The organism is Acinetobacter sp. 778_lipA, from assembly GCF_058242985.1.
This window is the reverse complement of the sequence record NZ_JBZAYT010000001.1, coordinates 1,586,852-1,608,638: the sequence shown is the minus strand read 5'-3', so window position 1 is coordinate 1,608,638 and position 21,787 is coordinate 1,586,852. Positions and strand designations below refer to the sequence as shown.

General features: G+C 36.5%; 22 protein-coding genes. 10 read left to right on the top strand and 12 right to left on the bottom strand.

Annotated features, from left to right (window positions below; all coding sequences use genetic code 11):
* Window positions 1–72: 72 nt before the first annotated feature.
* Window positions 73–555: a hypothetical protein gene (locus AC4CUY_RS07475; RefSeq protein WP_336953217.1), complete on the bottom strand. Its 483-nt coding sequence runs from the start codon at window positions 553–555 to the stop codon at window positions 73–75.
* Between the two features lie 607 nt (window positions 556–1,162).
* Between AC4CUY_RS07475 and AC4CUY_RS07470 the strand changes: the two genes are divergently transcribed.
* From AC4CUY_RS07470 to AC4CUY_RS07450, 5 genes are all read left to right on the top strand, one after another.
* Window positions 1,163–1,648 (top strand): NUDIX hydrolase, encoded by a 486-nt coding sequence (locus AC4CUY_RS07470; RefSeq protein ID WP_419328284.1) that lies wholly within the window; start codon window positions 1,163–1,165, stop codon window positions 1,646–1,648.
* A gap of 4 nt (window positions 1,649–1,652) precedes the next feature.
* A complete protein-coding gene (gene mnmA, locus AC4CUY_RS07465; protein WP_490773901.1) occupies window positions 1,653–2,789 on the top strand; it encodes a tRNA 2-thiouridine(34) synthase MnmA in 1,137 nt (378 codons plus the stop codon).
* Between the two features lie 30 nt (window positions 2,790–2,819).
* The gene (hflD, locus tag AC4CUY_RS07460; protein ID WP_336953223.1) at window positions 2,820–3,551 is read left to right on the top strand and encodes a high frequency lysogenization protein HflD; all 732 of its coding nucleotides are present in this window, start codon (window positions 2,820–2,822) and stop codon (window positions 3,549–3,551) included.
* Window positions 3,552–3,607: 56 nt separating this feature from the next.
* A complete protein-coding gene (purB, locus tag AC4CUY_RS07455) occupies window positions 3,608–4,996 on the top strand; it encodes an adenylosuccinate lyase (RefSeq protein WP_336953225.1) in 1,389 nt (462 codons plus the stop codon).
* A gap of 102 nt (window positions 4,997–5,098) precedes the next feature.
* Window positions 5,099–5,740: a DUF2238 domain-containing protein gene (locus AC4CUY_RS07450; protein WP_490773900.1), complete on the top strand. Its 642-nt coding sequence runs from the start codon at window positions 5,099–5,101 to the stop codon at window positions 5,738–5,740.
* Window positions 5,741–5,811: 71 nt separating this feature from the next.
* Here AC4CUY_RS07450 and AC4CUY_RS07445 read toward each other — a convergent pair whose 3' ends face one another.
* On the bottom strand, window positions 5,812–6,186 hold the full coding sequence (locus AC4CUY_RS07445) for a winged helix-turn-helix transcriptional regulator (protein ID WP_004721299.1): 375 nt from the start codon (window positions 6,184–6,186) through the stop codon (window positions 5,812–5,814).
* A 126-nt stretch (window positions 6,187–6,312) separates the two neighbouring features.
* Between AC4CUY_RS07445 and AC4CUY_RS07440 the strand changes: the two genes are divergently transcribed.
* A complete protein-coding gene (locus AC4CUY_RS07440) occupies window positions 6,313–7,164 on the top strand; it encodes an SDR family oxidoreductase (protein WP_336953229.1) in 852 nt (283 codons plus the stop codon).
* Window positions 7,165–7,224: 60 nt separating this feature from the next.
* On the opposite strand, the gene AC4CUY_RS07435 is transcribed toward AC4CUY_RS07440, so the two are convergent.
* The 9 genes from AC4CUY_RS07435 to uvrB form a co-directional block, all read right to left on the bottom strand.
* A complete protein-coding gene (locus AC4CUY_RS07435) occupies window positions 7,225–7,905 on the bottom strand; it encodes a hypothetical protein (RefSeq protein WP_336953231.1) in 681 nt (226 codons plus the stop codon).
* A gap of 12 nt (window positions 7,906–7,917) precedes the next feature.
* Window positions 7,918–8,652, bottom strand: a complete 735-nt coding sequence (locus tag AC4CUY_RS07430; RefSeq protein ID WP_336953232.1) for an MFS transporter — start codon at window positions 8,650–8,652, stop codon at window positions 7,918–7,920.
* 130 nt (window positions 8,653–8,782) lie between these two features.
* Window positions 8,783–9,244 (bottom strand): hypothetical protein, encoded by a 462-nt coding sequence (locus AC4CUY_RS07425; protein WP_336953233.1) that lies wholly within the window; start codon window positions 9,242–9,244, stop codon window positions 8,783–8,785.
* Between the two features lie 268 nt (window positions 9,245–9,512).
* The gene (locus AC4CUY_RS07420) at window positions 9,513–9,692 is read right to left on the bottom strand and encodes a hypothetical protein (protein WP_490773899.1); all 180 of its coding nucleotides are present in this window, start codon (window positions 9,690–9,692) and stop codon (window positions 9,513–9,515) included.
* A gap of 33 nt (window positions 9,693–9,725) precedes the next feature.
* Window positions 9,726–9,941, bottom strand: a complete 216-nt coding sequence (locus AC4CUY_RS07415) for a hypothetical protein (protein WP_419328279.1) — start codon at window positions 9,939–9,941, stop codon at window positions 9,726–9,728.
* Window positions 9,942–10,109: 168 nt separating this feature from the next.
* Window positions 10,110–11,567: a glyceraldehyde-3-phosphate dehydrogenase gene (locus AC4CUY_RS07410; protein WP_336953237.1), complete on the bottom strand. Its 1,458-nt coding sequence runs from the start codon at window positions 11,565–11,567 to the stop codon at window positions 10,110–10,112.
* Window positions 11,568–11,928: 361 nt separating this feature from the next.
* Window positions 11,929–12,858 carry an EamA family transporter RarD gene (gene rarD / locus AC4CUY_RS07405; protein ID WP_490773898.1) on the bottom strand — a complete coding sequence of 310 codons (930 nt, stop codon included), beginning with the start codon at window positions 12,856–12,858 and terminating at the stop codon, window positions 11,929–11,931.
* A 145-nt stretch (window positions 12,859–13,003) separates the two neighbouring features.
* Window positions 13,004–13,594, bottom strand: coding sequence for a lipocalin family protein (locus tag AC4CUY_RS07400; RefSeq protein ID WP_336953240.1), 591 nt, complete (start codon window positions 13,592–13,594; stop codon window positions 13,004–13,006).
* A gap of 135 nt (window positions 13,595–13,729) precedes the next feature.
* Window positions 13,730–15,751, bottom strand: a complete 2,022-nt coding sequence (gene uvrB, locus AC4CUY_RS07395) for an excinuclease ABC subunit UvrB (RefSeq protein ID WP_336953241.1) — start codon at window positions 15,749–15,751, stop codon at window positions 13,730–13,732.
* A gap of 177 nt (window positions 15,752–15,928) precedes the next feature.
* On the opposite strand from uvrB, the gene AC4CUY_RS07390 reads away from it, so the two are divergent.
* The 3 genes from AC4CUY_RS07390 to AC4CUY_RS07380 all read left to right on the top strand — a co-directional run bounded on the left by AC4CUY_RS07390 (window position 15,929) and on the right by AC4CUY_RS07380 (window position 19,951).
* Window positions 15,929–16,708: an A1S_2505 family phage non-structural protein gene (locus AC4CUY_RS07390; protein WP_336953242.1), complete on the top strand. Its 780-nt coding sequence runs from the start codon at window positions 15,929–15,931 to the stop codon at window positions 16,706–16,708.
* Between the two features lie 202 nt (window positions 16,709–16,910).
* Complete coding sequence (locus AC4CUY_RS07385) at window positions 16,911–18,314, top strand: sensor domain-containing diguanylate cyclase (protein WP_419328277.1); 1,404 nt, start codon at window positions 16,911–16,913, stop codon at window positions 18,312–18,314.
* Between the two features lie 185 nt (window positions 18,315–18,499).
* Window positions 18,500–19,951 (top strand): sensor domain-containing diguanylate cyclase, encoded by a 1,452-nt coding sequence (locus tag AC4CUY_RS07380; RefSeq protein ID WP_336953244.1) that lies wholly within the window; start codon window positions 18,500–18,502, stop codon window positions 19,949–19,951.
* 98 nt (window positions 19,952–20,049) lie between these two features.
* Here the strand turns inward: AC4CUY_RS07380 and AC4CUY_RS07375 are convergent, their stop codons facing one another.
* Window positions 20,050–20,229, bottom strand: a complete 180-nt coding sequence (locus tag AC4CUY_RS07375; RefSeq protein ID WP_004721316.1) for a hypothetical protein — start codon at window positions 20,227–20,229, stop codon at window positions 20,050–20,052.
* A gap of 221 nt (window positions 20,230–20,450) precedes the next feature.
* On the opposite strand from AC4CUY_RS07375, the gene AC4CUY_RS07370 reads away from it, so the two are divergent.
* A complete protein-coding gene (locus AC4CUY_RS07370) occupies window positions 20,451–21,686 on the top strand; it encodes a pyridoxal phosphate-dependent aminotransferase (RefSeq protein WP_004721317.1) in 1,236 nt (411 codons plus the stop codon).
* The last annotated feature ends 101 nt before the right edge of the window (window positions 21,687–21,787 follow it).

Below are 21,787 nucleotides of genomic sequence, written 5' to 3'. Positions count from 1 at the left end.
TACATGTTGCTCAAGTAAATCTAATTCCACTAAACTACAGTGGAATTAGGCATTACATTTTGGATCAAACCGCTACTCAGAGACTTTGTAGTATTTGGTTAATTCTTCAAATACGGGGGCTTTGACATTGTCTTTTAAGATATAGCGGGTAATCACACCTTGATCTGTATGTATTTCCATAAAGATATTTTGCGAGCTTTTGAAGTCCCCCATTAGGTTGACTGGAATAAGCACACTGTTACGAGAACGATTTGCTTTAAATGCAAAATCAATTTCAGTTGGCCCAATCACATTAAATGAGTGACTTTTTGCACCATCACTAAATACAACTTTTTCAATATTATATTTGGTATAGGCGCTATTTAAGCTGAGTTTCACCTTTAAAAAGTCTTTATGTGTCTCATTCCACACCACAGTGACGATTGGACAAAGTTCACTTGGCTGGCAAATTAATAATCCCTGTGTACCTACATTTGAAGTGGCATCATTAGGATTTGAAGCACACCCAGTGATCAGTAATACACCTAAAGGTATACATAATAATTTCTTTATCATACTTTTTAAATCCTATTGTATGCCCAAGAATTGGAATGGCTAAGCGATCTTAAAACAAGAACTGGCTTTACCTGTATAAAACGTTGCTTGATCAAGCCCCAATTCAAGCTTTTTTGATTTGACTATCTTTTATAGTCAATGTCTTATAATTCTATCCAAAAAACATTCGACGATACAGTAGATTCAAACAAATAAAGTCTTTTATGTTTTAGTGGGGTACACCCGTAAATAGCGAATGTATTTAATTCTGTGTTCGGTATTAAGTCGAATAATCTTACAGACATATTGCGTATTACACTTAACACATCTACACATGAATATTCCAGCGGTCTATTGAGCTGGATCGATAGAGCCAAATACATCAGTTTATATAGTAATTTTTATGTGAAACATTCTGACCTACAACAAGCTGGTATAAAATAATAGATTAATCAGTTAAAGCGCTGAGATTTCAGCTCCAAATGCAAGATAAGCAAACTTGCCCAGAAGTATTTTAAGCATATTGTGGATACATGTCCGCTTAGGATGATCAAAGAAAATCCGCACGAACATAGCCACCACGTGCTAAATTTTGTAGAATAATGCTTTATCTCCCTTGGTGCTGGTCATGACCGCTTGGACACCCCACGTTACTGTTGCGACAGTTGTAGAAAAAGATGGAAAATTTCTTTTTGTAGAAGAATATACCGAAGGTGTAAGCCATACTGTGTTCAATCAACCCGCTGGGCATGTTGAATATGGCGAAACTATTATTCAAGCTGCGTTACGTGAAACCATGGAAGAGACAGGATATGCAGTAGAAATCAATTCATTACTGGGGATCTATACCTATACCCCACCCATGTTTCCAGACCGCACTTATTTTAGATTTTGCTTTTTAGCACACGTCACTGAATACTTTCCAGACGCACAGCTGGATACAGATATCATTGGACCACAATGGATGACGCTTGAAGAACTGCTTGAATCTGCTCGCGCAAGAAGTCCTTTGGTCATTAAAGCTGTACAAGATGCACTTTCTGGGCAAAAATACCCACTTTCGCTCATCTATGAGCACCAAAACTCTCCTTTAATTTCAAATTTGGATGCCTAATCCTATGCAACAACGTGTCATCGTCGGTATGTCGGGTGGTGTAGATTCATCTGTTTCTGCTGCACTTTTACTTCAACAAGGATATCAAGTTGAAGGGCTTTTCATGAAAAACTGGGAAGAAGATGATGGCACGGAATATTGTACCGCAATGGATGACCTTGCTGACGCACAAGCGGTGTGTGACAAAATTGGGATCAAACTCCATACTGCAAATTTTGCAATGGAATATTGGGATCGCGTATTTGAACATTTCTTAGCAGAATATGCCGCTGGGCGTACACCAAACCCAGATATTCTGTGTAATAAAGAAATTAAATTCCGTGCATTCTTAGATCATGCTGTCAATTTAGGCGCTGATTTTATTGCAACTGGACATTATTGTCGTCGTGGTGAAACAACCACAAACTCAAAAGGTGATCAATATGCGCCTTTATTGCGTGGTGTAGACAATAACAAAGACCAAACCTATTTTCTTCACGCAGTCCATGGTCGTGAAATCAATAAGACCTTGTTCCCTATTGGTGAAATCGAAAAACCACAAGTACGTAAAATTGCGGAAGAATTGGGTTTAGCCACTGCCAAGAAAAAAGATTCAACAGGAATCTGCTTTATTGGTGAGCGCCGTTTTAATGACTTCTTAAAACAATATTTACCGGCACAACCTGGAAAAATTGTCTTAGATACTGGAAAAGAGGTTGGTGATCATCACGGCTTAATGTACTATACGCTCGGTCAGCGTGGTGGTATTGGTTTAGGCGGTCTCAAAGGTGCTGAAGAAGGTGCTTGGTTTGTTCTACATAAAGACATTGAATCTAATCGTCTTGTAGTTGGGCAAGGTCATGAACATCCACTGATGCAGAGTACCATTTTATGGTCTGAAACTATTGACTGGGTTGCGGGTGAACAAGCAATTTCAGACACTGGTTTCCGATGCACGGCAAAAACTCGTTACCGTCAGCCTGATCAAGCATGTACAATTTATAAAGATACAAACACTCCGAATGGTGTTCGTGTCGAATTTGATGAAGCACAGCGTGCCGTTACTCCGGGACAAAGTGTTGTTTTCTATGTCGATGAAGTATGTTTAGGTGGTGGTGTGATTCATCATACCAACGCACCAAAACCAGATTTTATTGAGTAATGATTAAAAATTATTTAAAGGAATTTAGGCATGGTTGAGTTGCCCTTTCAACAGCCTCAGACTTTGAATCAACGCCAAAATCGAGCTTTGGCGTTAGCAGCTGTGTTTCAAGCAACACAGCTGACGCATATGACTGCAATGTCAGGACGTCAAAGTATTGGTGAAAGTGGTAATTTCTATTTTGAACAGCTCATCAAAGCTAGCCTCAATATTCGTCCTTCTGCCAATCTATCCGGTCAAACTTTAGATTTTTTCAATCAATTGGCAGACATTTCTTTAGGTTTAAAAGCTTTAGAAAGTAGTATTACACAACCTTTCTCGACATCACCGAAATCTAGAATTCCTAAAATTGCCAATGCAAAACTACCAATGACTTATGCAATGTCGTTATTGGCCTTGGAAAAAAAAGTCTATAGCAATTCAAAATTTGTTGAAATTATTGAACAATCTCAACAAAAAATATTAAAACAGCTGTCTTTTTTTGATAATAACTATTTACATCCAAGTATCATTGCCAATTTAGCACAAACCTATGTCGACACTGCTGGTCAAATTAATCCTCGAATTCTAGTTCGCGGCAATGCAGAGGCCTTTAAAGATTCTGCCCATACCAATCGTATCCGCGCCAGTTTATTCACAGGCTTACAAATGGCACACCTATGGCGTCAATTAGGTGGTAGTTCATGGAATATGATCTTTAGCAAACGCAAACTTCTTCAAGATATTCAAGATCTGGCTCGATTACAATATCAGGTTGTTTAATTTGATACTGTTCGGGTTACGCCATTCGCTCTAATTCCAAAATTTAAGGAATCTTTATGAACGCTTTAACCGCCCTTTCTCCACTAGACGGACGCTATGCAAGCAAATGCGATGCATTACGCCCTTACCTCTCTGAGTTTGGTCTCATCCATGCTCGTGTGACTGTTGAAGTGCGTTGGTTACAAGCGCTTGCAAATCGTCCTGAAATTACAGAAGTGCCCGCTTTTTCTGTTGCAACCAATACTGCTTTAGATGCGATTGTTACTCAATTTTCTGAAGATGATGCTAACCGTATTAAAGAGATTGAGCGTACCACTAACCATGATGTAAAAGCGGTTGAATATTTCTTAAAAGAAAAAATTGCACATATTGATGAGCTTAAAAATGCAGGTGAATTTATTCACTTCGCATGCACTTCAGAAGACATCAACAACCTTTCTCACGCTTTAATGTTGAAAAGTGGTCGTGAAGTATTAGTTGTTGCTATGCAACAAATTGTTGATTCTATTGTGGCTTTATCTGAAACACATGCTGAACAACCGATGCTATCACGTACCCATGGCCAAACTGCTAGCCCAACGACTTTGGGTAAAGAAATGGCCAATGTTGCATATCGTTTAGCACGTCAAATCAAACAGTTTAAACAAGTTGAATTATTGGGCAAAATTAATGGTGCAGTGGGTAACTACAACGCACACTACTCTGCTTATCCTGAAATCAACTGGCCTGCTCACTCGCAAGCATTTGTTGAATCACTCGGTTTAACCTTCAACCCTTATACAACTCAGATCGAACCACACGATTACATCGCTGAATTGTTCGATGCTCTACGTCGTTTTAATACAATTTTAATCGACTTTAACCGTGATGTTTGGGGCTATATCTCTTTAGGCTTCTTTAAACAACGTCTAAAAGAAGGTGAAGTCGGTTCTTCGACAATGCCACACAAAGTCAATCCTATTGATTTTGAAAACTCAGAAGGTAACTTGGGCATTGCAAATGCAGTATTAGCGCACTTAGGTGAAAAATTGCCAATTTCCCGTTGGCAACGTGACCTCACGGACTCTACCGTATTACGTAACATGGGTGTTGGCTTGGCACAAAGTTTAATTGCTTTTGAAGCATGTTCAAAAGGTATTGGAAAACTTGAACTTAATGCGACACGTATTCTTGAAGACCTTGATCATGCACAAGAAGTATTGGCTGAACCAATTCAAACTGTAATGCGTCGTTATGCAGTTGAAAAACCATATGAAAAATTAAAAGCATTGACTCGTGGTCAAGCGATGACACGTGACATGATGGTTGATTTTGTCAATGGTACTGAGCTTGAAGCTGTACCTGCTGCTGATCGTGCACGTTTGGCTGAAATGACTCCTGCTACTTACACAGGTAATGCTGCGGATCAAGCCAAAAAAATTAAAGATTTGATTGCTAAAATCTAAGCTTTTAATCATCTAAAAGACCTAAAAAATGCGAAGCCGATGCTTCGCATTTTTTTGCATTTTGATTACAATGCGCAGTAATAATTTTTAGAAAATACCATAATGATTTATCATGCCTTAACAAAAAAACATTGGCTTGTTCTTGCTTTGCTTGCAATCGCAATCATTCTTGCCAGTATCAATCCCTTAGAATACCCATCTTACATGCTGCATCAGATTGGCACCTTACTCATGCTGATTGTTCTATTTTTCTGTCTAAAGAAAATAGGGCTGACATTTTCATCATTTTTATTGTACATCCTCTTCTTGGTGATTCATGTCATTGCTGCACATTATCTTTATTCTTATGTGCCTTATAATGATTGGTCAATCAAATACTTAAACTTTGATCTCAATCAAGCAATAGGGTGGACACGTAACATGTTTGACCGCTTTGTACACTTATTCTATGGCTTATTTCTTTACCCATTTTTCTACCGAATTTTCCAAGTGTGGTTACCAAACTTAAAGCCTAAAACCTTATTTTTATTAGTCATTCAATTTGTTATGGCAACCAGTTTATTTTATGAATGGATTGAATGGTGGATTGCCATTGGCCTATCTCCAGAAGAAGCTGAAAACTATAATGGACAACAAGGTGATATATGGGATGCGCATAAGGATATGTTCTTAGCCACCATAGGTGCAATCATGACAGGATTAGTCGCTTTAAAAGCTGCGGCAAAAGTGAATCATCCTCAATAATAAGGCTTTTCTCCCTTCCAATATACTCACTTAGCGATCAACTTCTTGGTGAGTATAAAATCAACTGAATTTTACTTTTGCAATCTTTGTTTATTCTCTAAGATATCGGGCAAACTGCGCTCAATCCAACCAATCAAATAGTTTAATTTTTCAGCCGCTTGTGCACCTAAAATCGTCAATTGGTACTCTACTTTCGGTGGTACTTCAGGGTAAACCGTTCTCAATATAAAGCCATCTTGCTCAAGCACTTTTAATGTCTGTGCCAGCATTTTTTCGCTGATCCCCTCAATTCGATTGCGCAGTTCACTAAAACGTTGCACACCATCATTTAAACAACGTAAAACCAATACAGACCATTTGCTGGTTAAATGCTCCAATATTTCTCTAGATGGGCACTGACTGGATAAAACTTGACCAATTAAATCACTTGAAGCATAGATGCTCATAAATTCTCTCTACACAGTAATTAGCTTACTTTTAGGTACGTACTTACATATAGTAAGTTTAATGATTATGATAATAACATCAAGTTTAAAAAACATCCAATTTAAATCATATTTAAAGGTGAATTTATGAAAATCGCAATTACAGGCGCAACGGGTCAACTTGGACAATTGGTGATCCAAGCCTTACTTCAACATACTGCTGCTGAAAATATTGTGGCGCTGGTTCGAAATATAGATAAAGCACAGTCGCTCAAACAACAAGGGATTGAACTTCGCCTATTTAACTATGATCAACCTGAAACATTAATATCTGCTTTACACAATGTAGATAAATTACTTTTAATTTCAGCCAATGAAATTGGTCGTCGTACCCCACAACATAAAGCAGTTATAGAGGCAGCTGTCGCAGCCAAAGTTGAATACATTGCCTATACCAGCTTACTCAATGCAACAGATAATCCACTAGGTTTAGCGCAAGAACATCGTGAAACAGAAGCTCTCATTCTGCAAAGTGGTTTGAAATATACATTTTTACGCAACAATTGGTATAGCGAAAATTATCTTGGTAACGTTAAGCATACTGCGGAAACAGGAACACTTTACGGCAGCGCTCAAAATGGAAAAATCAGTTCAGCTTCTCGTTTAGATTATGCCGAAGCTGCTGCTAAAGTCCTTACTTCCTCAGATCATGAAAATAAAACTTATGAGCTTGCAGGTTCAAATCATTTTACCCTTGCAGATTTAGCCTCTTATATCACTTTGGCATCAGGTCAAACTGTACAGTATCAAGATATCAGCTCGGAAGATTATACTCAGTCACTTCTTACGGCAGGGTTACCCCATGCACTAGTAGCGGTTATTGTTGACGCAGATGTACAGACTGTAAATGGTGCAATGTATAGTGAAAGTAAAGACTTGGAATATTTAATTGGTCGTAAAACAACGCATATTCAGGATCAGGTTAGAGCTTTATTTTAGGCATTTTTAAAGATAAGCATGGGCTTAATACAAAATTTAAGCCCATGCTATACTGAGCAATTAAGGATGAATATTTTTGATAGGAAAATCGATATTCATCTCCAGATCTGCTAGGGACTGTCTTTCTGTGTTGTACATGGTTGCACGGAACACCGCAATTTTTCTCATCGTCATTGGATCATTAATATTCAGTATTGGCTTAAGTTTATGCTTCACATACAAATGAATCACTTCATCAAAATCTAAATAAACAGGTCCATCAAACATAATTTTGATTGGAACTTGATAACGTCGTTTTAACTTAAATGGCACCGAAAGTTTAATCGGAATATCCACTTTTAAAGGAAATTGAGGCAGTAGTTTATTTTGATAAACCAAATCCGTGGTTGTTTCTAATGGCATTAGCGTTTCAATCTGAATATCAGTCTCATAATCAAGCTCAACCTCAATCGGCGTTGTTACAACAAAACTTAAATTAGCCAAATATTTGCCTTTTAAAGGTAAAGCCAACTCACGGTCAATCGTCAACTCAGTATCTAAAGCACCTTGTGCATGTGTTTGTAAATAATTCCCCACATGGATTTTTGTCGGTAAAGATTCCGACAATTGAATTTGTGCCCTTTGCGCAGAAACCTGCATTGAGGCATGAATATTCAAATACAACCAAACGCACAGCGCAATGAGCAATACGACGCTCATAAAAGTGAACAACAAATTTCGTATAGATTTAAAGATCCACATTTCCATACCACCCTATTTTAAAGCTTCGGACTGTGGTTGTTGTGGTTTTACTGGCGGATGATCGCGGCGTGATAGCCTTAAACTATTGAGCGGAATTTTAAGTTGCCCTTTTTCAATTTTTACCGGTAATGTATTTTGAACATCTACTGTTGCTTGAAGTGCTGATTTAATTGGAACATTGAGATGGCCCTGAATTGGAATATTGGTTTTTAATGTCGCATCAAGTGGCACATGTAAATTTTCTTTAAGTAACACCTTTACTGGGGCATCAAACTTTAAATGAATATTTTGGTTGAGTGGCACTTGTAAATTAATCGGCACATCCATATGAATCGGGATGTTCCCTTTTAATGGTAAAGTAATATCTTTACCTAACACAGTGACTTTAACCTTGGTATCAATCGGCATATCCTGATTGATTTTGATCACTTCATTCACAGGAATTGTGGTTTGAATAGGGACTTCATTATCAAAATACACATGTGGGGTTAAGGTTTGTGTAATCGGTAAGTTTAGCTTTTCATGAATAGGAATTTCAGCTTTCACTTTTCCTTTGACATCCACATCTAATGCGTCATGAATTTGTACTTTGGCTTGTAAAGGTTCTTTTAAATCGATACGTACAGCTTGATTTTCAAGTGGAATATAAATATTAAAATGTTTAAATACCCAGATTGCAATCAATACACCACACACCGTAGCAATAAGAATAAAGGCAACTCCCGCCATAACTTGCTTCAACTGCAAAATCCTGTCCTTAATTTTTATCCTTAATTATTTTTTATTTTAAATACTTATGTGAATTAATATGCGTTTTTATGTATAAAAGTCGAAGAATTTTGTTTAATTATTAAACAATTGATATCTAATCTACGGATTATTTCGAAAAATCAGCTAACCAATAGCACTGCACAATTGCTGTATTATTTTTATACTCAACACTCACATCGCCTTTTTCATGATTTTGATTGAATTTTAGAGTTTTAAATCGCTGCTTTGCTGTTGTAGCACTCAGATCAAAATATAAATATTGATTGTATTGTTGCGCGGGACGACCAAAACTAAATTCTATTTTGCGAATAGGAATGCCAGCATAAGTGACATTTTTTAATTTATACGTGGTTGAGTCATAAACCTGTTTATCCACATATTTTACATCAATCGTATAGTGTTCAAGTGGTGCAATCAGTTCTGAATTTTCATTATGAAAATCGTATTGCTGCCGAATTGCACAGTTTTGTTCGAAGCGATCTTTTAATAAAGGACGTAGTTCTAAGGATTTGGCATGTGTAGCTCCCGTTAGCAGTAACATCATGCTCAGTAATATCTTTTTCTTCATGTGATTTTCCTTTGTTGCAAATTACTTTATATAAAATAGCTTTTATTAGACTTCTTGCGTTAGTCAAAAATGAGCATTTAATACTTGTATCGTTTTAAATAATGATGAAACCATAGATGGTCTTTCTATCGTAAGGCATCACCTAAGCAAAGCAATTTAAACTTTAAATGTGGCATTGCAAACTTGCTTTTCATACACCTATTTCTATGTGATAGTAAAAAGTTTCATCACTTTTAGAAATCATCCCAAAACTTAATTCACAATAACACTATTGAAGTCCATTTTTATCAGACCATAAATAGATAGCAATTGCATCACTCTTGCCCTTTCCAGCCATCACAAAATTTGCAGCTTTAGTTGGTTGCTGTATATTGCTTTTAATCTTATTAAATTGCTGTTTGGCTGAAGCCATTGGAAGATCAAAGTACAACGTCTCACTCAAAGTCAAACCGCCCCCATCAAAATTCAATTTTATTTACGACTAATCCCCTGTAAGTCGTATTTTTAAACTAAAATTTTTGCTGACGTAAGCCGCTTGCTCTTCTACTTCATCCTTAACTACCTGATTCATTAAAATTACCTGCATCTCATCATGAATATAAAAATCGAATTGTTGACCAATCGCACAATTTTGTTCAAAACGATCCTGCAATATAGGAGTTAAATCAAGACTTGTATGCGGAGTTGCGTGAATCATTGTTGATAAATTCAGCAAACTTAAAGCAAAAATTGATAATTTTTTCTTTATTTTTAATATTCTCTAAGTTTTAATTAGAATCATAAATTAAAACTTAAATAGAACCATAACTTTATAATATAAAAAAAGGAGCTCCATTTGAAGCTCCTTTTCGACGACTCTTAGAAATTATGCATTTGTTTCAGCTGGTACTTTTGGATAGCTTACGCCACATACTTGTTCAGCAATACGCAATACTTGGCAGCTATAACCAACTTCGTTATCGTACCAAACGTAAGCTGTTAAACGGTTACCAGAAGTAATTGTTGCTTGTGCATCAAATACACCCGCTGTACGCGAACCAATAAAGTCAGACGATACAACTTCTGTAGAGTTGGTATAGCCAATTTGACCTTGAAGGTTAGAGTTGATCGAGATTTGACGAATATATTCGTTCACTTCTTCACGATCTACTTCTTTCTCAAGTGTTAAGTTAAGAATAGCAAGTGAAACGTTTGGTGTTGGAACACGTACTGAATTACCTGTTAATTTACCTTGTAACTGAGGTAATGCTTTCGCAACAGCTTTTGCAGCACCTGTTTCTGTAATAACCATATTCAGTGTTGCAGCACGGCCACGGCGATCTGCTTTGTGATAGTTGTCAATCAAGTTCTGGTCATTAGTAAATGAGTGAACAGTTTCCACATGACCATTGATCACTTTGTATTTGTCTTCTAACACTTTTAAAACTGGTGTGATTGCGTTAGTAGTACAGCTTGCAGCAGAAATGATTTTGTCTGAATCAATGATGTCCGCTTGGTTAACACCAAACACCACATTCTTCATATCACCTTTACCAGGTGCTGTAAGTACAACACGACTTACGCCAGGGCATTTAAGATGCTGAGATAAACCATCGATATCACGCCATTTACCAGTATTATCAATCACTAATGCATTGTCGATACCATAAGCTGTGTAATCAACTTCAGCAGGACTAGATGCATAGATCACTTTGATAAAGTTACCATTTGCAATGATTGCTTCATTTTCTTCATCCACAGAAATCGTTCCTGCAAATGGACCATGAATTGAATCACGACGTAACAATGAAGCACGTTTTTCTAAATCACCATCAGATGATTTACGTACAACGATCGCTTTAAGGCTTAAACCACGACCAAGACCTGATTGGCTAATGATCAGACGCGCTAAAATACGACCAATACGACCAAAACCATAAAGAACAACATCTTTAGGCTCAACTTGTGCGGGACGACCTTCTAAAGATTGAACAGCTTGAGCAACAAATGCATCAATATCGCCGCCCTTTTCTTTATATTCAACTGCAAGTTTACCTAAATCAACTTCAGCAGAACCGATATTATCTAATTTCGCTAAAGCTTCTAAAATAGGGAAAGTATGTACAACAGAAAGCTCAACATCCATCATACGTGTACGACGGTGTGCTTTAAGGATTTGAATTACTGAACGGTTCACTAAAGAACGACCGTACACAGAAGTCACAATGTTTTTTTCACGGTATAATTGACCGATTAATGCAATCATACGTTCCGCAATTTCTTCACGGTTTTTCCAGCGACCTTGGTGCTCTGCATGTAGGGCGATGATAGTGTCTTTGCTCACAGATACGTCCTCTATTTATGTATATCTAGACATGGATTTTTAAACCCCACAATTGTAATGTAATTCTCATTTAGTTGAAATCAAATCGTGATACATTTTTATAGAATTTTGTCATACTGGGTATTTTATTTTAAATTATGCCTTGATCTTTAAATAATATTTCAGTTCTATGTGGATTTTAGTCGTGATATTGACTTTATTAGAGTAAGAAGAAAAATAAAGATCATGTTAGATCTTTAAATTCCAAATTGCTACACTTAACCTGCTGTTAATAGTAAAGCTCTCACACATCTAATGAGTTAGATCTTGTTAAAGTCACGATTCTAAATGACAATCCAACTATTATCGATCTTTGTTTTAACTAACGGATTCTTTTGTCCAATTTTTCAATATTCAATACTAAATTTTTCCGTTTATTGTTTTGTTGATAGATATGCCAAATCCCCTCTAATACCAAAATACTCACAGCACACCAAATTGGAATATAGGTAAACCATTCATCTGCAGAAATAGACTCTCCCAACGCCAACGAGGCTAGCGCCAACAAAACAGGTTCTAAATAACTTAATAACCCAAACAAAACCATCGGCAAATAACGACTGGCTAAAATATAGCTACCTAGACCAATTGCACTCAAAACTCCAAGCCCTGCAACCACAAGAATTAAAACGGGTGAGTTAGCAAATTGACTATATGCTTCTAATCCAGTTTGGGTGAAATAAATTGCAATAGGAATACAAATTAAAATATCCCACCAAAAGCCACCTAAATTATCGGTTTTGATGGTTTTTCGAATCAAGAAATAAAGAGAGTAACCTAATGCAACACTTAGTGTTTCCCATGCAATACTACCCAAACGCCATAATTCATGCCCTACACCAAGCACAGCAAAAGCAACGGCAACCATTTGGAATTTTGATAATTTCTCTTTATAAAATAAACTACCTGCGAGTACAAGGACCAAGGGTAATAAAAAATACCCAAGTGAAACTTGTAATCCCCGCCCATTCATTGGGCCCCACAAGAAAAGCCATAATTGGAAACAGGTCAAAATAGATGTAATGATTAATAAAAGTAATAAAGCAGGTTGTTTGAGGATTCGATAATAAATCGCTTTAACATGAACAAAATCACCACTCCATAGCATGAATAAAGTAAGGAACGGCAAAGTCGCAATAATCCGCCAACCAAAGGTTTGCTGACTATCTAGATCGCCCAACAATTTGGTATAAAAATATAAGACCCCAAACGTTACAGATGCCAATACAGACAATACGACGCCCTTAAACATCTGTGGCCTCACCATGATTTTCAAATAAACTCTTAGGCATTATAAACACCTTCACCCAAAATTAATTTGAATTCTCAATTATTTTCAAAATTAAGGATTTACAACTACTTTAATTTTTAAAATATATCAACTTAAATTTTCTATCTTATTCTTGCGTATTCTGTTTGGTTCGAATCAGATCTTTTAAGTTAAAACCTACCGTCTGCGCATAGCGGAGAAATTCAATCACCTTTGCTTCATCTGGATGAGGATCTCTAGACAGTAACCACAAATATTTTCGTTTAGGTTCTCCGACCAAAGCCATTTGATAGTGTGAATCAATTTTTAAAATCCAATAATCACCACGGCCCACAGGCATCCAACGAACCGCTTCTGGAATAAAACTCACTTTAAATTTTGAATTAAAAGGCTCATTACTGATAAATGCTTCACCCAGTGAACGCAATTCTTGTCCATTTTGATCGACGCATCGATTATCTACTGCAACATTACCATATTCATTTACGGTATAACGTGCAGTGACATCTGACTTACAGTCTTTTTGAAAATACATTGGTTTACGGGCAATTTCATACCATAATCCTAAATATTGACCCAATTCCAATTTTGGAATCGCTGCTAAAGTCGAATTTTCAGCATAGGCTTTTGGATATAAAAAGCTCGAAAAAACCACCCCCAACACGATTATTAATTTTTTGAAGTCATATAATTTGGGTAATATTTTAAATGATTGCACTTTATACCCTCAGCATTACTTTTTACTATTTATTATAAAATAATCATAAATTTAAACTTAGACTGTAGCTTTATGTATCCTTGTTTGGCCTAAAGCTACAGCAAGTGCAAAAGTGAAATCACGTCAATAAAGCAATTATTTTAACATTCTATTTTTTAAACGCACAATTTCGTCTCGTAAACGCGCAGCTTGTTCAAATTGTAATTCTTTAGATGCTTTCAGCATTTCTTTTTCGAGTCTCGTAATATGCTTAGTAAACAGTTTTGGATCAGACAAAATGTGACGTTCATCAGCAGTTAAAGCTTGATGCTGATCATTTATGTTTACTTCAATTTGATCATCACTAATAACCTCACCCGTATCAATTTCTTTAATTGCTTGGCGTACAGCACTACGTGGAATAATACCATGCTCTTCATTAAATTGGATTTGTTTAGCCCGACGACGATCGGTTTCATCTATAGCTTTCTGCATCGAATCGGTTATACGGTCAGCATATAAAATCGCTTTACCTTTTAAATGTCGTGCAGCACGACCAATAGTTTGGATTAACGATCGTTCAGAACGAAGAAAACCTTCTTTATCTGCGTCAAGAATGGCAACCAAAGAAACTTCCGGCATATCCAAACCTTCACGCAATAAGTTAATCCCGACCAGAACATCATGTACGCCTGTACGAAGATCATGAATAATTTTGACTCGCTCAACTGTGTCAATATCTGAGTGCAGATAAGCCACCTTCACCCCATATTCTTTTAAATATGAGGTTAAGTCTTCTGCCATACGCTTGGTTAAAGTAGTGACTAAAACACGCTCATCAAGTTCTTTACGGATATTAATTTCTGAAAGAACATCATCCACTTGCGTTAAAACAGGACGTATTTCGATTTCTGGATCGACCAATCCTGTTGGTCGCACCACTTGTTCGGCAACTTGTTCAGATTTTTCAAGTTCATATTTAGCCGGTGTTGCACTAACATAAATGGTGGTTGGGACGATACGTTCCCATTCTTCAAACTTCATTGGACGATTATCCAATGCACTTGGTAAACGGAAACCATAATTGACCAAGTTTTCTTTACGTGAACGATCGCCTTTATACATTGCACCAATTTGGGGTACAGTCACATGCGACTCATCAATAATTAATAAAGCATCATCTGGGATATAATCAAATAATGTAGGTGGCGCCTCACCCGCTGGACGACCAGATAAATGACGTGAATAGTTTTCAATACCGTTGGTATAGCCTAACTGTTGCATCATTTCTAAATCATAACGTGTGCGCTGTTCGATCCGCTGTGCTTCGAGTAATTTTTCATGGTCTTTAAAAAAAACTAATCGATCAGCCAGTTCATCCCGAATCGTTCCAATTGCACGTTGTAGATTATCTTTTGGAGTGACATAGTGACTTTTCGGATAGATTGTCACACGTGGTGCTTTACGTACCATTTTCCCTGTAATTGGATCAAACCATCGAATTGAATCGACTTCATCATCAAACAACTCAACACGAACTGCGTGTTGGTCTGATTCAGCAGGGAAAATATCGATAATTTCGCCACGAATACGATAAGTACCACGTAAAAATTCCAACTCATTTCGCGTATATTGCATTTCAACAAGTCTGCGAATAATATCATCACGACTAATTCTGTCCCCTTGTACAATATGCAATAACATACTCATATAAGCATTCGGATCACCCAAACCATAGATTGCGGATACTGATGCGACAATAATAGCATCACGGCGTTCTAATAAAGCACGCGTAGCAGAGAGACGCATCTGGTCAATGTGATCATTGATCGCTGAATCTTTTTCAATAAAGGTATCCGAAGATGGAACATAAGCTTCGGGTTGATAGTAGTCATAATAACTAACGAAGTATTCAACTGCATTGTTTGGGAAAAAGGATTTAAATTCACCATATAATTGTGCAGCAAGAGTTTTGTTATGTGCCATGACAATAGTTGGACGTTGCGTTTGCGCAATCACATTTGCCATGGTGTAGGTTTTCCCTGAACCCGTTACACCGAGTAGAAGTTGATCGTGAAAACCTTTATTTATGCCTTCGACTAATTTTGCTATTGCCTGTGGTTGATCTCCAGCAGGTTGATAATTTGTAACAAGTTCAAAAGGTTGATGTTCACTCACAATAATTCACTCTTTAACCAATCGGGAAGAAGCCATAATAGTTTAACAGAAACCAATTAAACCCATACATTGACACCTATTCTAGATGGGGCTTTTTACACAATATTCAACAAATACCTTGACCCTTTTTTATTTCAATAGCAACATGGAAACAAGCCAATTAAAAGATTGAAAAACATGACATATCACTATCATGATGAAAGCATAATCAAAACTTTGCCAGAAGATACTGTGTTTGTTTTTGGTAGTAATATGGCGGGTACTCATCAAGGCGGTGCTGCAAAAACAGCACATTTACATTTTGGCGCAACTAAAGGTGTTGGACGTGGCTGGGCGGGACAAAGTTTTGCTATACCCACCATGAATGAACATTTACAGCAAATGCCACTTTCGCAAATTCAACACTATATTGATGATTTTAAAATTTATACAAAAAATCACCCGAAGATAAAATATTTTATTACTTCTGTGGGTTGTGGTGTTGCTGGCTATAAAGTTGAAGAAATTGCCCCCATGTTTAAAGGTATTTCACGCAATGTGATCTTCCCTGCTTCATTCCGCCCATTTGTAGAAAAAACTTTGCCTAAGCTCACACAAAAATTGCTGCATAGCTTTATATCAGATGAGGTCATTTTTAGTTCAGATATAGAACAAAAAATTCAAAGCTTAGATTTAACTGAAGCTGAAAAAAGTCTCGCTACAATTATTCTCAATACACCCATGTATCCAAATGATAGTAATGGTCGAGATCGTATTTTTGAAATACAAGATATTCTTCACAATCTAAATGGAAAAGTATTTGAATTTCAGTCTGATTCAGAGGGTTCAATGATTTTTGGGGGAGCTATTTTAGCGCTTCTAGAACTCTATAATTTAAATGAAACAGACTTTATTTCAGTATGGACTGGCCAGCGTACCATTGCTGCACCAAAAGCAGAACATCGGGCTAAAAAGTAATATACTTCAGTGTGTGGTTATTTTTGATTGAACCAATCTATGTTTAATTTTTACTTAAGTCATATCGCTCGGAACAAGGTCTGATGACAGCCCGATTCTGTTTGAGCCTATAAGTCATTTTTAGACGATACAAGGCAAGTCATTTATAAAATGTCAACACCCCTAAACTAATAAGAGTGATATTGGAAAGCGTATGGAGCAAATGGATTTAACAATATTTGATTTGTCTCCAATTGCAATGTGGTTACAAGATTTTAGTGGTATAAAAAAAATATTTGATCAGTGGACGGCGCAAGGTATTCCCGATATTAAACAACATCTATTGGAGGATACTAGCCGTTTAAAACCCTGTTTGGCAGCGATCCGTACCATTCATATCAATCAAAGCACTCTGATTTTATATGAAGCTGATGATTTAGCGGAGATTTTAGAAAAATTTCCGGAAATGCATACAGAAAATACTGAACTATTACATATCCAATTTTTTTCAGCACTTTGGAATAAAGAAAAAGATTGCTCGATTCAAGTGGTCAACCTTAGCTGCAAAGGTAAAAAAATTGATATCCAACTTAGAGCCAATATTTTAACGGATGCGAAAGAAAGTTGGGATCGAGTTTTATTAACCACGGAAGATATCTCTCAGTGTCAAAATGCACGTCGGATTGCAGAATCCCTATTTTTGCATTCACCCACTGCCCTCTGGGTCAAAGACTATAGCCAAATAAAATCATTATTTAATCAATTGCTAGCGAATAATGTCACTGACTTAGATCAATATATTCAGCAAAACCCTGATTTTCTATTTCTTTGTTTTGAAAATATTCGATCAGTTGGTGTAAATCAAGCTTTACTGGATTTATTTAATGCCAACAATGAACAACATTTTTATCAGCATTTAAATCATATTTTCAGAGAGAATTATCAACAAAATTTTTATAAACAATTATTACATTTATGGGATGGCCATCATCAGCTTAAGCGAGAATGTGAGTATCGGTCAATCAACGGAGATTTGCTACATGTCCTCGAACAGTTTGTTATTTTTCCAGATTCAAAACATAACTGGGATACCGTGCAAATTGCCTTTACCGATTTAACAGAGCGTAAGAAATTAGAAGATCATCTGCTATATGCAAGCAAGCATGATCAATTAACTCAATTATATAATCGAACTTTTTTTGTAGGTGAAATTCAACGCTTACAAACTACCCCATTCAGTTCACTTTCATGTATATACTTAGATATCAATGGTTTAAAAAGGATTAATGATTTACAGGGCCATCATATTGGTGATTTGCTGATTCAACGTTTTGCAAATCTTTTAAAAAAATCCACCATAACCACCCCATATTCTGTTTCCCGTATTGGTGGTGATGAGTTTGTGATTCTTATGCCTGAATCAAATTATCAGCATATAGAGCTACTGCTTAAAATAATTAAGCAAGAAATAGAACTTGATCAAATTAACAATCCGCAACATCCACTTCATGTGGCGATTGGTTATGCAACAACTCACCATTATAAAAATATCGATGAGTTATTAAAAAAAGCAGATAAAATTATGTATCAAGATAAGCAAGCATATTATTTATTGAAGACCGATTAATAGTTTGACGGATTAAAAATATAATTTGAATTAAGTAACAGTTGTGCAAATCCAATTAAACGATAACCAGTTATCATAAAATACGATTAGTAATAAATATCATGAATTTTATTATTTTATATCCTCCTTTTTTAGGATATATTTCAAATATTCTAAAGCACCTCACATCGAACGAGAATCTTATAATGGAATTTTCTGATTCTTCTATTTTTGATATATCCCCTACCCCAATGTGGTTAGAAGACTATAGCGAAGTAAAAGAACAATTTAACCAATGGAAAAGTCAAGGAATCACAGATCTACAAAGCTTTTTAGAAGAAAATCCAGACCAGATCACAGCTTGTGCGCATAAAATTAAGATTCTTCAGGTCAATAAAAAAACCTTAAATTTATTTGAAGCAAGAACTCAACAACACCTCTATCAGAGCTTAGATATTATTTTTCAGAAAGAAATGCTGCATTCACATATTAAAGAATTGGTTGCACTTTGGAATGGAGAAGCTGAATTTTCAAATACTACTGTCAATTACACGATTTCAGGTAAAAAGTTAGATATCAAATTACGCGGTATCATTTTGCCGGGTTCAGAAGTCAGTTTAGACCGAGTTTTAGTCACCACTGAAGATATTACTGACTATCAAAATGCGCGCCGTTTAGAAGAAAAAAATCGCCAACTGGCAGAATCTCGCTTTATTTATTCGCCAACTTCATTGTGGGTGGAAGATTTTAGTCGTGTAAGACTACGTATAGATCAACTCCGTGAAATTGGTATCGAAGATTTTCGTACCTTCTTAGATGTTCATACTGACTTTGTAAACCAGTGTATAGAAGACATCATCTTATTAGACGTCAACCAAGCAACACTGGATTTATTTAAAGCCAAAGATAAAGAGACCTTATTTAAAAACTTAAATAAAGTATTTGCAAAAGAGATGTACCAGACTTTCCGTGAGCAACTGATTGAGCTATGGAATGGTAAAATTCATCATCAACGTGAAGCTGTAAATTATGCATTAGATGGTTCAGTACGAAATGTATTACTCCAATTCACTGTTTTCCCAGGTTATGAACATGATTGGAGTCTTGTTCAAGTCGCATTGACTGATATTACTGCACGAAAAAAAGCAGAAACGTATTTGGAATATCTAGGAAAACATGATGTTCTCACAAAATTATTTAATCGTTCATTTTATACAGAAGAAATCAATCGTTTAGAGCGTGGCGTACTACGCCCGACTTCAGCCATTTTTATTGATATGAATGGTTTAAAAGCCATCAACGATCAGTTAGGTCATGATGTTGGGGATGAATTACTTCGACGTATGGGCAATATTCTGACTCGTACCATTACCAATACAAGTTATACTGCTTCTCGTATTGGTGGAGATGAGTTTGTAATTCTCATGCCTGCGGCAAATGAGCAAACCGTCGAATCAATGATCATGACTATTGAAGAATTACTCAATATAGATAACCAGTACTACTCGTCACAACCTATCAGCGTTGCAATTGGTTACGCAACAACAGGTGCAAATGAAAGTATAGATAATATGCTAAAACGAGCAGATTTACTGATGTATCAAAAGAAAAAAAAATATTATGAATATGTCACGGAAATGCTAAATGACGGTGCTTAACCATCAACAAAGATAAACAATAAGCTTGAAAAAATATTCTTTTGAACACTTAATATAAAAATAGGTGCATCAAGCACCTATTTTTATATTTTACACACTTAACGTTTTCCCATCGAACGACGTGTACCACGAGGTGGCATCCAAGTACGGTCTGCGTATTGCTCAGGTTTAGGGCGAACGTTGTTATGGGCAACATCATCATCATTTTCTAAAGATGATGGCATTGGAAATGGTAAATTCACCAATGGCTTCTTTTTGGGAGTATTTTGGGTGCTCATGTGATTCACTCAATTTTAACTGACTATATTGTACGTAAATTTCGGCTTTGATGCGAGTGCTCTTAAACTTTCACTTTTATTTGTATTCTCTTGATACATTAATTTTTGCTTTTCGTGAATATTTATTGAATTTGAATAGATATTAGACGACCAAACATGAAAAATTAGGCTATGATAATGTGCTTTTTATTTTTTTAATCCCTATAAGAAGGAATAATGCCGTGGACGTACGTCTCTCTGATCGTGTAAATGCCATCAAACCGTCTCCAACGCTTGCTGTTACCAACAAAGCTGCTGAATTAAAAGCTGCGGGTAAAAATGTAATCGGATTGGGCGCTGGCGAACCAGATTTTGACACCCCACAACACATCAAAGATGCTGCGATTACAGCGATTAACAACGGTTTTACCAAATATACCGCTGTTGATGGTACACCAGGCCTTAAAAAAGCAATTATTGCGAAGCTAAAACGTGATAACAATCTTGACTATGCTGCAAATCAGATTTTAGTCTCTTGCGGTGGTAAACAGTCTTTCTTTAACTTAGCACTTGCTTTGTTAAACAAAGGTGATGAAGTCATTATTCCAGCGCCATATTGGGTAAGCTATCCAGATATGGTGATCATTGCTGAAGGTGTTCCTGTCATCGTGAAATGTGGTGAAGAACAACGTTTCAAGATTACACCTGCTCAACTAGAAGCTGCGATTACAGACAAAACACGTTTGGTGGTTTTAAATAGTCCTTCTAACCCAACAGGCATGATCTACAGCAAAGCTGAACTTGAAGCTTTAGCAGAAGTGCTCCGTAAATATCCTCAAGTTTATGTTGCTTCTGATGATATGTATGAGCCGATCCGTTGGGATGATGAGTTCTACAACATTGCGACTGTAGCTCCTGACCTTTATGAGCGCGTTATCGTACTTAACGGTGTATCTAAAGCATATGCAATGACTGGATGGCGTATCGGTTATGCAGCAGGACCTGCAAAATTGATTGGTGCAATGAAAAAAATCCAATCACAATCAACTTCAAACCCAACTTCGATTTCACAAGTTGCTGCTGAAGCTGCGTTAAATGGTCCTCAAGATGTACTTCAACCGATGATTGAAGCATTCAAACGCCGTCATGATTTAGTTGTGAATGGTTTGAATGAAATTCAAGGGATTAGCTGCTTACCTGCTGATGGCGCATTCTATGCTTATGCCAATATTCGTCCTTTAATTCGTGCAAAAGGTTTAAAATCTTGCACAGAATTCTCAGAATGGTTGTTGGAAGAAACTGGTGTTGCTGTAGTTCCTGGTGATGCTTTTGGTTTAGGCGGCTATATGCGTATTTCTTATGCGACTGCTGATGAAGTACTAGTTGATGCACTTGCTCGTATTAAAAAAGCTGCAGATTCTATTGACGGTGTTGATGCAGCAATTGCTTCAATCGCAGCTGAAAAAGCAGCGCAATAACACGAGATTGGTTTAAATGAAAAATGGGTGTATTGATTACACCCATTTTTTTATCTTTATTTATATTACTTATCAACATGTCACTATTTTTATCAACAAGC